The organism is Vibrio sp. FE10 (assembly GCF_030297155.1).
Lineage (GTDB): Bacteria > Pseudomonadota > Gammaproteobacteria > Enterobacterales > Vibrionaceae > Vibrio > Vibrio apostichopi.
Genome location: NZ_AP028068.1, coordinates 1,749,654 through 1,761,143, shown reverse-complemented (window position 1 = coordinate 1,761,143; position 11,490 = coordinate 1,749,654). Strand labels below are relative to the sequence as shown.

General features: G+C 43.4%; 11 protein-coding genes. 2 read left to right on the top strand and 9 right to left on the bottom strand.

Features of this window, described 5'->3' with window-relative positions; genetic code table 11:
* Positions 1–253: 253 nt before the first annotated feature.
* The 4 genes from pntB to QUF19_RS24675 form a co-directional block, all read right to left on the bottom strand.
* The gene (gene pntB / locus QUF19_RS24690) at positions 254–1,633 is read right to left on the bottom strand and encodes a Re/Si-specific NAD(P)(+) transhydrogenase subunit beta (RefSeq protein ID WP_102435155.1); all 1,380 of its coding nucleotides are present in this window, start codon (positions 1,631–1,633) and stop codon (positions 254–256) included.
* A gap of 10 nt (positions 1,634–1,643) precedes the next feature.
* Positions 1,644–3,191 carry a Re/Si-specific NAD(P)(+) transhydrogenase subunit alpha gene (pntA, locus tag QUF19_RS24685; RefSeq protein WP_286300660.1) on the bottom strand — a complete coding sequence of 516 codons (1,548 nt, stop codon included), beginning with the start codon at positions 3,189–3,191 and terminating at the stop codon, positions 1,644–1,646.
* Between the two features lie 299 nt (positions 3,192–3,490).
* Positions 3,491–3,772, bottom strand: coding sequence for an HlyU family transcriptional regulator (locus tag QUF19_RS24680; RefSeq protein WP_286300658.1), 282 nt, complete (start codon positions 3,770–3,772; stop codon positions 3,491–3,493).
* 39 nt (positions 3,773–3,811) lie between these two features.
* Positions 3,812–4,180, bottom strand: a complete 369-nt coding sequence (locus QUF19_RS24675) for a late competence development ComFB family protein (RefSeq protein ID WP_065105775.1) — start codon at positions 4,178–4,180, stop codon at positions 3,812–3,814.
* A 338-nt stretch (positions 4,181–4,518) separates the two neighbouring features.
* Here QUF19_RS24675 and QUF19_RS24670 point away from each other — a divergent pair, with 338 nt between their 5' ends.
* Positions 4,519–5,760, top strand: a complete 1,242-nt coding sequence (locus tag QUF19_RS24670; RefSeq protein WP_286300653.1) for a GGDEF domain-containing protein — start codon at positions 4,519–4,521, stop codon at positions 5,758–5,760.
* A 188-nt stretch (positions 5,761–5,948) separates the two neighbouring features.
* Here the strand turns inward: QUF19_RS24670 and QUF19_RS24665 are convergent, their stop codons facing one another.
* A complete protein-coding gene (locus QUF19_RS24665; protein ID WP_102435159.1) occupies positions 5,949–6,959 on the bottom strand; it encodes a Solitary outer membrane autotransporter beta-barrel domain in 1,011 nt (336 codons plus the stop codon).
* 78 nt (positions 6,960–7,037) lie between these two features.
* On the bottom strand, positions 7,038–7,988 hold the full coding sequence (locus QUF19_RS24660) for a GGDEF domain-containing response regulator (protein ID WP_286300647.1): 951 nt from the start codon (positions 7,986–7,988) through the stop codon (positions 7,038–7,040).
* Between the two features lie 152 nt (positions 7,989–8,140).
* Here QUF19_RS24660 and QUF19_RS24655 point away from each other — a divergent pair, with 152 nt between their 5' ends.
* Positions 8,141–8,578: a DUF3069 domain-containing protein gene (locus QUF19_RS24655; RefSeq protein ID WP_004731036.1), complete on the top strand. Its 438-nt coding sequence runs from the start codon at positions 8,141–8,143 to the stop codon at positions 8,576–8,578.
* Positions 8,579–8,893: 315 nt separating this feature from the next.
* On the opposite strand, the gene modC is transcribed toward QUF19_RS24655, so the two are convergent.
* Genes modC through modA form a run of 3 tightly spaced genes read right to left on the bottom strand, consistent with a single transcriptional unit; the run spans position 8,894 to position 11,454 of the window.
* Positions 8,894–10,000: a molybdenum ABC transporter ATP-binding protein ModC gene (gene modC, locus QUF19_RS24650; protein ID WP_286300634.1), complete on the bottom strand. Its 1,107-nt coding sequence runs from the start codon at positions 9,998–10,000 to the stop codon at positions 8,894–8,896.
* Complete coding sequence (gene modB, locus QUF19_RS24645) at positions 9,997–10,695, bottom strand: molybdate ABC transporter permease subunit (protein WP_102298714.1); 699 nt, start codon at positions 10,693–10,695, stop codon at positions 9,997–9,999. The genes modC and modB overlap by 4 nt, the downstream gene beginning before the upstream one ends.
* Positions 10,696–11,454, bottom strand: coding sequence for a molybdate ABC transporter substrate-binding protein (gene modA / locus QUF19_RS24640; RefSeq protein ID WP_286300628.1), 759 nt, complete (start codon positions 11,452–11,454; stop codon positions 10,696–10,698).
* Positions 11,455–11,490: the final 36 nt, after the last annotated feature.

Here is an 11,490-nt window from a genome sequence, read left to right as displayed (position 1 = left end):
ATTCGCTATCAAAGATAAATTTTTAACCGCATGAAAAGTGGTGTGTATTTGAAGAGAAAACGATTACGAGCTTTAATCGGCGGGCTCACCAATCAATTTACCCGTGAATACCCTGCTCTTATTGCCAATACAAGAAATGCATCTGTGCGCACAATAAGTTCTTAGATTCTAAACTGCTTAGTTCACTAGAATCAAAAAAAGGAGCTCATAAGCTCATATGAGCTCCTTAGTTTTACTGCAGAATTGTTCCGGTTTATAGATGTTCTAAAATGCTTAAGCAGCTTTTCTTCGCATCACCAAACAACATCTGAGTATTGTCTTTAAAGAACAACGGGTTTTGCACACCGGCATAACCTGTATTCATAGAACGTTTGAACACGATAACATTTTGAGCGTTCCAAACTTCAAGCACTGGCATACCAGCGATTGGGCTGTTTGGATCTTCCAATGCTGCAGGGTTTACGGTGTCGTTTGCACCAATAACCAATACAGTATCTGTCTCATTAAAGTCATCATTGATTTCGTCCATTTCAAGAACAACATCATAAGGTACTTTCGCTTCAGCAAGCAGTACGTTCATGTGACCCGGCAATCGACCAGCAACTGGGTGGATGCCAAATCGAACATTAATGCCCTGCGCTCTTAGCTTCTCAGTGATTTCATGCACTGGATATTGAGCTTGAGCTACTGCCATGCCGTATCCTGGAGTGATGATGACTGACTTAGAGTTTTTCAGCATGTCAGCCACATCTTCAGCTGATGTTTCGCGGTGTTCACCCTGCTCTTCATCGCCATCAGACACAACCACTTCTTGGCCAAATCCACCAGCAATAACGCTAATGAACGAGCGGTTCATTGCCTTACACATGATGTAAGACAGAATCGCACCTGACGAACCAACCAATGCACCGGTTACGATCAACAGGTCGTTTGCAAGCATGAAACCTGCTGCCGCTGCTGCCCAACCAGAGTAAGAGTTCAGCATCGATACAACCACTGGCATATCTGCACCACCAATCGATGCCACCAAGTGGTAACCGAAAGCAAATGCGATAAGCGTCATCAGCATAAGAGCAAACATGCTGCCATCCGCTTTAACGAACATAATCATTAGCAATGTAGAAGCAACGATAGCCGCTAGGTTCCACTTGTGCTTATGAGGGATGTTCAATGCAGACGATGAAATCGTCCCACGAAGCTTACCAAACGCAACAATAGAGCCCGTGAACGTAACCGCACCGATAAACACGCCAAGGAAAACTTCTACAAGATGGATAACGTGTTCTGCGTGGGTTGCCGCTTCTGGTGCGTCAATGTAGCTGTTGTAACCAACAAGTACCGCAGCCATACCTACGAAGCTGTGCAAAATAGCCACCAGCTCAGGCATTTCTGTCATTTCTACTTTCTTCGCGTAGTGGATACCAATACCACCACCGATCACCATAGCAATGATGATCCACACAATACCTGCAGAGTGAGGGCCAAAGATCGTTGCGATCAATGCGATTGCCATACCAGTGATACCGTAATAGTTACCTGCGCGAGCAGATTCCTGTTTCGATAGTCCGGCTAAGCTCATTATAAAGAATACAGCAGCTATGATATAAGCTGCTTGTACTAATCCTTCAGACATCTGCTACTCCTTAGTCTTTACGGAACATTTCAAGCATACGTTTGGTCACGGTAAAGCCACCAAAGATATTGATACTTGCAATTAATACGGCAATAAATGATAAGAACGTGACAACGCCACTTCCTTGTCCTATTTGCAACAATGCGCCCACAACAATGATCCCTGAGATTGCGTTTGTTACTGACATCAAAGGCGTATGCAGAGAATGACTCACATTCCAAACTACGTAATAACCCACCACACAAGCGAGAACAAAAACGGTAAAGTGAGATAAGAACGCAGCCGGCGCAACCGAAGCTATCCAAGCAAAGGCACCAACTGCCACTGCCATACCCGCCGCTTTCTTAACCGGGGAAACAGGCTCTTGAACTTTTGGTTGTGGCTTAACAGCTTGAGGTTTCGCTTGTTGAGGTTGCGCTGAAACTTGAATTGGTGGAGCTGGCCAAGTGACTTCGCCCGCTTTAACCACGGTAACACCACGAATCACAACATCTTCAAAGTCGATATCGATATTGCCGTCTTTCTCTTTGCAAAGCAGTTTCAGCAAGTTAACCAAGTTAGTTGCGTACAGTTGAGACGACTGAGTCGGCAAGCGACCGACCATGTCGGTGTAACCCACAACTTTTACGCCATTAGCGGTCGTGATCACTTTATCAGCAACGGTATATTCACAGTTACCACCATTGGCCGCTGCAAGATCCACAATCACGCTACCCGCGCTCATGCTATCTACCATTTCTTTTGTGATCAGCTTAGGCGCAGGACGCCCTGGAATCAGTGCCGTCGTAATGATGATATCAACGTCTTTCGCTTGAGCCGCGTAGAGCTCTTCTGCTTTCTTGTTGAACGCGTCAGACATCTCTTTCGCGTAGCCATCACCAGCGCTTGTGTCTTCTTTGAAATCGACTTCCAAGAATTCAGCGCCCATAGACTCGACTTGCTCTTTTACTTCAGGACGAACATCGAATGAACGAACGATCGCACCTAAGCTACCCGCAGCGCCAATAGCCGCAAGGCCAGCAACACCCGCACCAGCAACCAATACTTTCGCTGGTGGAACCTTACCTGCAGCCGTAATTTGACCTGTAAAGAAACGACCAAACTCATGAGCGGCTTCAACAACAGCGCGGTAACCCGCAATGTTTGCCATAGAGCTCAATGCATCCAAAGCTTGAGCTCTAGAAATACGTGGTACCGAGTCCATTGCCATCACATTAACATTACGGCTAGAAAGCTGTTCCATTAATTCTGGGTTTTGGGCAGGCCAAATAAAGCTGACCAGTGTTGCGCCATCTTTAAGTAACTCGATTTCATTTTTAGACTCGTCAACGATGGGAGCGTTAACTTTAAAGATAATATCGGATTTCCAAGCTTCATCTGCGGTTACAACTTTTGCTCCAGCTTGTTCATAAGCTGTATCATCAAAACTTGCTAACGCACCTGCTTGTGATTCAACACAAACTTCAAATCCTAATTTTAGAAGCTGTTCTACCGATTTCGGCGATGCAGCGACTCGCGTTTCACCTGCGAGTGTTTCTTTTGGTACACCAATTTGCATAGCGATTCCTTGACTATTGGCACAATGACTTATTCGTTTGTATCTAACGACAACTAATACTTCAAGCGTTTTGTTCAAAGAACAGGAAAAGTTATTACTTATAACGATTTGGATGGATTTTGAGCACTTAATTTAGATAAATGACGGCTCTCTCGAATAAAGAGGTCAAACCACTTGCCGATAATCCTTTTAATAACAACCTACTAGCTGTTCTTTATCCCTAAAACTAAAAAGAGCTTTCAGCATATACACTGAAAGCTCTCTAAATTATGACCAACATCAATTCTAACCCTAATTGGTTAGCTAAATATATTGTCGCCCATTTGGTCAATGAACATTTGCGATTTTTTAAGCATCAATTCATCGGCGTCTTGTTTGTTTGAAACAACATCAGAACGAATAAAACGATGAGTTTTAGTTTCACCGTCGATTTCCTTCTCGATACGACCAGCCACACGGTACTGACCAGATTCTGCAATGGCGTCTTGATAGATATTGAAGCCTTTATATTCCACTGGCTCAATCTCTACTTTTTGTTCGGTTTTTTCTTTGCCACCAAATAATCTAGAAAAGAATCCCACGTTTTTTACTCCTTAAATGACCGTACTGACACTAAACTATCACGACTGTTTAGTGTTCAACAATGGCTTTTCATACCATTGCAATTCTACGTCATCGTCAAAATTGTGTTGACTAAATATAACGGGCACATTGTCCGTTCGATCTCGTCTTCGATCCTCAATAATCATGCTTTCTGCATTTTTGACTGCGATCTCACTATTTCTTTTATAGAGCACTAATTTGTCTTCCGGTAATGCCGAAAGAAAATCAATATCAAAACGGATATAGATAGGTTTCAGTTGGCCCAACGCAAGGCAAGCGAGATCGGCAAGCTGCTCACTTGTATAACTCGACACATACTCCTCGGTAGCCAGTACATGACCAACAAGCGTTTCCATATAATTGTGTACATCCACACTGATTTGCATACTACACCTCCATTTGTAGCTATCACGACAGATCGTGTTCTAGCCTGATTGGCAACGACCTACATATTGTTACCTTACTATACCCTACTCATTACTACAGATTTACTAACTGCATGTTAACTAACTATAACGACTAATTAATTTCTCATATATACTATGTAGTTCGTTCTATGGTTAATAGCAACTCAAATACATATAAAAAGGGTTGCACCAATAGCGACCTATGACTATGTTTTTGCACTGATTTACGCAAAAAGCTTGGCAATCGCTTGTTTAACCGTATCCTACGTATAAAATTAAATTATAAGATCATCAGTACACTTAGGCTCACCACATAAATGGCATCTTCTTTTGTAACGTCGAGCATGTTTCGATTTTGCTTTCCCTTACTTCTATTAGCAATGTTACTCGTAGGTATGAACAACGTCATTCTCGTGACGGATTCAAACTTAGGTTTTGCTAGCAACCTTCCGTATATTTTATTGAGCGTTGCCGTTTTGCTGTGCCACACATTCAGGCAAGGTCGTATGGCTATGGTGTCTCTCACCATGCTCGTTGCCTATTTGATCATCCAAGTCCGCTTACAAACCCCATTAAACACTGGAACCACATTATTGGAGCTGTCTCTGCTGGCCGCTTTAGTGCCGGTTACTTGCTTATTGGTGTATGCCTTCCCTGATAACGGGGTTAACTCAAAGTCCATGTTCCTTTACGCCTTGGTTGTGGTGCTATTCATGATCTGGGCGCAACTTATTGTTTCTCACTTCCATGCCGGAGGTTTTGAATCATGGAGTGAAGGCATTCTCTTTACCGTTAGAGACTTTTCTAAGCTGCCTTTTATTCTGGTGCTCTATAGCCTTTGTTTACTGGGCCTAACGTCGATTTTGGTTTTGGTCTATAACCGCTCTATCGATGTCGTTGTCTACAGCGCGATTTTGTTGTCTTCGAGTACCTTCATATTCTTTGATATCCAATACATCTCAAGCACCATGTTCTCTTTGTCAGGCATATTGATTATCGTCTATGTAATGTCCGCTAGCCACGATATGGCGTTTAATGACCAACTGACTAACATCCCTGGCAGACATGCATTAGAAGTCGATATGAAGCACCTAGGCCGTAAATACTCGATGGCCATGGTCGATATCGATCACTTCAAAAAATTCAATGATACCTATGGGCATGACATTGGCGACGATGTGTTAAAGCTAGTAGCGCGTATATTAAGAGAAACGACAGGTGGCGCGAAAGCTTATCGTTATGGTGGTGAAGAGTTCACGATCATTTTCAAAGGTAAGAACACTGAGCAAGCCAAAGAGCATCTTCAAGTGCTAATTTCTGAGATCCAGAATTACGATATGATCATTCGTAATACTCACGAACGCCCTGATGATCATGAAGTGGGCATGCAAAAACGCGGCAAGAATGGCAAGCCAAGTGAAGTGGTGAATGTCACGGTGAGTATTGGCCTGTCTGATAGTACAACCACCAAACAGCCCGAAGAAGTGTTGAAGCTAGCCGATAATGCACTTTACAAAGCGAAGGAAACTGGGCGAAATAAACTGTGCGTTAACAGCTAGACGCTATGGCTAGAAGCTTTAAGCGCTATAATTAGAAACTAGATCAATATAGCGACAAACGAGCCCTTGGAAGAAGCGTTGTATCTTAGTAGAAGCTTTAGCCGCTATAGCGAAAAACAAGTCATTGGAAGAGAGCTTATATCCAAGTAGAAACTCTATTTTGATTGAAGCTAAGTCTTGGCTGAAGCTTAGTCTTGGTTGAAGAAGATCACCAAGCTCCCGCCTTTCAAGCTACTACCGTAATTGATCGTAAACCCAATCCCAACATTATCGACCCAATCGTTAAATAGGTTTGGATTAAGCAACCAGCCTACGCTGCCCTCATAATATGATGTTGTACCCATAGGCACGACAGTATCTCCACCAATATCAATTCTCTTGATGCTCGAGTACATGGAAGTGATGTTCTTATCCCAACGTACTAAGTCATAAAAGATCTTCGCTTCATTGGCGATATACCAACCTTCTGGGTGGCCGATGTTACCGTTATTGGCTTCTCCCCAACCGACACCATTAAAATAATGCCAACTGGTACTGAGTTTGTATTTACCCCAGTTATTCTTGTCTTCATAGATCAATTTAATCTTAGGCTCGATGATGTAAGCCCAAGCGTCAGTATTGAGATAAACGCCATCAAGTTCATCTACCAGAGGCTGGGGTACATTACCTCGATAATCGTAGTCATTGCGATAATATGAGATGTGATTGCCAATACCGGAATGAAAGCTCCAGTATTCATCTAATTGGGCGACATTCGAAAACTCAACATACCCCGAAATGACCGTCTCTTTTTGGAGGTCAGACACAGACGCTGATGAATAATTGACTTCATTCTCAGTGCGCAACGCAGACAAACGCAGCGTCACCTCTTGATGGTTATCTTCAATAATGGCGGGTAATTTGAACGTGTAAGGAAGACTGAGAGAGGCCATGTTTTGTCTTCGGCTTACCGAGTCACTCGAACCGATCTCTTCATTGTCCAAACGAAAGACTTCATTTGGGTCAAAGTTATTGATACCAAAAGTGAATACGTCGGTGTCATTAAGAAGCACGCTGGTTGCAAAGTTTCGCTCTATCTCCTTACGAACAAGATCAGATATCGTGTTTGCAGAAGCAACGGTAGGAACAGATAAACAGAATACAGGGACAACCAGTGTCCAACATGTATTAGCCATAGAAAATGACTTTGAATGTGGCATTTCTCTTATCACTTAAAGTACTTCCAAGCTCAAACGCTAATAGAAGTATAAATTCAAATATCCAGAAGAGCTCGCCAACTAGCCTGCAAGCTCCAAAATATTGCGCAGTATGAAGGTATTTCTGCCGCTTTGTTTTGCTTGGTAAAGCGCTTGGTCGACCTTTTCATAAATAGAAGCGATCGACTCACCGCCTTCAGGCACGAATGATAGCACGCCTTGTGACGCTGTCACTCTATCAGATACGCTTGAGTGGTCGTGGGCATAGTTCATGTCATGCAATGCTTCTTTTATTCGAGTCGCATGTAACTTAGCCGCAGCGCTGTCCGTGTCACTTAAGACCAAAACAAACTCTTCACCGCCATAACGGCCAACAAACTCTCCAGCTCGAACAAACAGCTGCTTCAAGGTACTGGCAAGCCCTTGTAAGCACTTATCCCCTTGAATATGTCCGTAATTATCGTTGTAAGGCTTAAAAAAGTCTACATCTAGAAGTATCACAGTCATGGGTATATTACGTCGTCCGTGCCACGCAATGCTCTCTTCAAGCTTAGTATCCATATATCGACGGTTATACAATTTTGTTAAGCCATCTTCATTGGCTTGCTGTTGCAGGAGTATGTTCAGTTCTTCAAGTTTGGCGGTGCTTTGTTTTAACTCTCGCCTCATATGAGCAATACGCTGCATCGCGATCAGTTTTGAATTCAGCACCACTTTGTTAACTGGTTTGATTAGGTAATCATCACCACCTGCATCAATCGCTTTCGCGATCATTTCAGGTTCTTCATGGCCACTCAGAAATATGATGGGAACCCATTCGGGGAATTGTCTACGAACCTCATTCGCGACCTCAAAACCATCCATGTCTGGCATGCTGATATCAAGTAATACGAGTTCAGGATCAAAATCAGAATAGATGTTTAGAGCTTCTTTACCGCTACCTACCGCTTCCACAATATGTCCCAATTGCTTAAGTCGAATAGCAAGTTGCATCCTGTCTAGTTGAACATCATCAACCAGCAATATGCGCATCGAAGATCCCTTTTCTATCATCACATCACCTTTATCTAGCGTTGAATATTGAAAGTAGCTCAATTTTGGGCTTAATTCATGCCCTAATCTCTATATTATATTGACTTTTTTACAGATCTTTTTAGCATTGTTTCTTTTTAAAGAGAAATACTATGTCAGACGCTACAAACAACGAAGTACAAGAAATCGATTTAACCACTATCTCACCAGAGCTTCGCCAAGTTATCGAATTTGATGAAGTGCCTAAAGAGATGCACAACATGGTTACTTCTATTCATGAGGTGTCTGAAGAAGCAGTGCGTGAAACTTGGAGCAGCCTTCCAGCAAGCGCACAAAATGTTTTGGACAACTTTGAGCAATTCCACGCTCTAATCTCTGTTAGCCAAGCTTTTGCTGGCGTAAACATGATGGAAGAGTTCCCTACTCTTAAACTTCCAGAAGGCATGTCTGATGAAGAAAAAGAAGAGTACCGAGCTCAACTGCTTGACCAAATTTTACATAACTGTGTAAAAGACATGGCTAAGCAAATCAAGAAAGCACGCCGTGATGCTATCTTGAAGCGTGATTTTAAAGAAGTTTTCATCCGATAAGCCATTCATCTCACCTAAATTTAGGTTGAGTGCTTAACGAAAACTTAATGATTAAGCCGTATGTTACTTCAAACATGCGGCTTTTTTGTGCCTGTTGCTTTTTCTATTCGTCGCTTATCTGTTTACTCGTCGATATGTCGTTGCGTTTAGTCGTTGCACAAACAATATGACTTTGCACTCATACAGTGTGGCGCAAAACTGGCAGTTATACCGTATAAAAATGACGCATGTCTCCATTCATGGAATCAAGATCGTATTTTCAGTGCCTAGAACCGACAGCATCACGACAATATCGAAAAGCTGACCTTGTCAGATCTAATGTGTCACCGCGATGTCTCGTTGAGCAACACTCACACCTTTGATCTGCGCATAAACACGTTGGCCAATTTCTAGATTAAGTTCGTCCAACGCCCACAAAGTTATGGTCGCCCACAAGTAACAACCAGGTTCTAGCTCCAGCTCTACCGCAACACTCTGCTTGTTTGAGCCTTGCTGGTGTGTCTCTACGCTTTTAATGGTCACAGGAAGGATATTACGTATCGAAGTGCCTTGCGGCTGCTCTAGCGTGATAGAGACATCATTTGCCCTAACTTGTAACCTTACTGCAGCCCCAATGTCGCTCGACACCTTCTGAACCCACAAGGATGTCGATTTGCCAAGCTTCAAACGAGATAATGCGTAATCATCATTGTGCTCAGCCAACGTTCCCTCAAACAATGAGCTTTGTTCTGAGAATGATTGCCATGGCTGCATCGCTCGTGAAGCCCATACTTCCTCAGTCACACCCGACGAAATGACTTTGCCTTGCTCAATGATCACAAGATGATTGGCCAAACGTAGAATCTCGTTAAGGCTGTGCGTCACGTAAATGATCGGAATTTGTACGGTTTCAGATAAGTTCTCCAAAAACGGCATCACTTCACGCTTACGAGGCAAGTCGAGAGACGCTAAAGGCTCATCCATCAACAAAATGCTCGGCTTAGACAGCAAAGCACGTCCAATCGCCACGCGTTGCTTCTCACCACCCGACAAACGTGCTGGGTAACGGTCTAGTAATAAACCGAGAGATAACAAGGAGACAATCTGATCGAAATGCGTTTTATCGAAGTCTTTGATGCCATATTTAAGATTGCCTGACACCTTCATGTGCGGAAACAATCGCGACTCTTGAAATACATAGCCGACATTACGTTTGTGAGTCGGCAAGTTAATGCCCTTATCACTGTCGAACAAGGTGGTTCCCGACACGCTGATCAAGCCCTTATCTGGCTGTTTAAGGCCACTAATTGCATTGATAAGTGATGTTTTACCCGCGCCAGAACGACCAAAGATCGCAGTAATGCCACTACTTGGCAGTTCCAAGTCGATATCAAAGAAGGTTTCACCCAACTGTTGCTGATATTGGAGGATCAAAGCACTCATGCATTGCCTCCTAGTCGTTGTGCAGACTTCTTATTGAGCCATTCAGATAGCATCAATGAGCCAAGCGCTATCACGATAGAAATAATACACAAACGTGCCGCTTCCATTTCAGCGCCCGGGGTTTCAATAAAGGTATACATGGCCAGTGGGATAGTCTGAGTTTCACCGGGAATATTTGAAACGAAACTGATCGTCGCGCCAAACTCACCCAAGCTTCTTGCGAAAGAAAGCATAGTGCCGGTAATGATCCCGGGGATCATAAGAGGCAGTGTGATAGTGAAAAACACACGAATCGGCGAAGCGCCCAATGTGGCTGCCGCCTCTTCAAGTTTACTATCAACAGTTTCTAAGCTCAGTCGAATAGAGCGAACCATTAGTGGCAACGCGACAACAACACACGCGAGAGCCGCGCCCTTCCAGCTAAAGCTGAATACGATACCAAACACGTCATTAAGCCATGAGCCAATAACGCCTTGTCTACCCATCATCACCAGCAGCAAATAACCGATGACCACAGGAGGAAGCACCAAAGGCAGGTGCACAATGCTCTCGACTATGCTTTTGCCAACAAACTGTTTCTTTGCAAGTAGCCACGCTAAGCCTATGCCGATGGGAATAAGCCATAAGATGGCGAACCCAGCGACTTTTAAGCTCAGAATTAAGGCTTGGTATTCGTACTCAGATAAAAACATCATTTAATGCGCTTCAAAACCAAAACTGTTCAGAATGTCCTTCGCCTTTTCATCGTTTAGAAAAGTATAGAAGTCATTCGTGGTTAATTTGTCGTTCAATTTAGCTACAGGGTAACGTATTGGTGTGTGGAGATTTGAAGGAAACGTTGCGACAACATCGACTTCTTTCGATAATAACGCGTCGGTTTTGTAGACAATACCGAGCTTCGCTTCACTGCGTTCCACCAAGGCCAATGCCATACGAACATTGTTACTTGGTGCCAATCGAGAGCTCACATTATCCCAAACACCCAGAGCTTCTAACGCTTCCTTAGCGTAGATACCGGCAGGCACCGACATCGTATTACCGACGGCAAGTCGTTCATTAGTCAACAGTTTAGACCATTGGTCTCCCTTTGAGAGTTCCAGTGATACCGACGTCTCTTTCGGGGAAATCAACACAAGTTCGTTTTCACACAAGTTTGTGACATTGTCACTAGAAACATATTTTCGGTCGACTAAATGCGTCATCCACTTTTCATTTGCTGAAATAAAAATGTCCGCAGGCGCCCCTCTTTCAATCTGTCTTACCAATGACGATGTGCTGGCATAAACGGGAACAATATCGACCGAATGTTCTTTCTCAAATTCTTCCATCAACAAATTAACCGCGTTAGTCATAGACGAAGCGGCATAAACTCGTAGCTTTTCTGCCGCCAAAAGATGAGTCGAACTCAACGAAGTCGTTAACGCCAAGGTTACAAGGGTGACTAGCTTTTTCATTGTTCTCACTTATCTGTTGTTCGTTTGATTTCTTAA

Coding starts and splice junctions, on each gene's coding strand:
- pntA (WP_286300660.1), bottom strand. CDS start 3,191: ATGCAAATTGGTGTACCAAAAGAAACACTCGCAGGTGAAACGCGAGTC.
- QUF19_RS24655 (WP_004731036.1), top strand. CDS start 8,141: ATGTCAGACGCTACAAACAACGAAGTACAAGAAATCGATTTAACCACT.
- QUF19_RS24665 (WP_102435159.1), bottom strand. CDS start 6,959: ATGCCACATTCAAAGTCATTTTCTATGGCTAATACATGTTGGACACTG.
- QUF19_RS24675 (WP_065105775.1), bottom strand. CDS start 4,180: ATGCAAATCAGTGTGGATGTACACAATTATATGGAAACGCTTGTTGGT.
- modC (WP_286300634.1), bottom strand. CDS start 10,000: ATGAGTGCTTTGATCCTCCAATATCAGCAACAGTTGGGTGAAACCTTC.
- modB (WP_102298714.1), bottom strand. CDS start 10,695: ATGATGTTTTTATCTGAGTACGAATACCAAGCCTTAATTCTGAGCTTA.
- pntB (WP_102435155.1), bottom strand. CDS start 1,633: ATGTCTGAAGGATTAGTACAAGCAGCTTATATCATAGCTGCTGTATTC.
- QUF19_RS24670 (WP_286300653.1), top strand. CDS start 4,519: ATGGCATCTTCTTTTGTAACGTCGAGCATGTTTCGATTTTGCTTTCCC.
- modA (WP_286300628.1), bottom strand. CDS start 11,454: ATGAAAAAGCTAGTCACCCTTGTAACCTTGGCGTTAACGACTTCGTTG.
- QUF19_RS24660 (WP_286300647.1), bottom strand. CDS start 7,988: ATGCGCATATTGCTGGTTGATGATGTTCAACTAGACAGGATGCAACTT.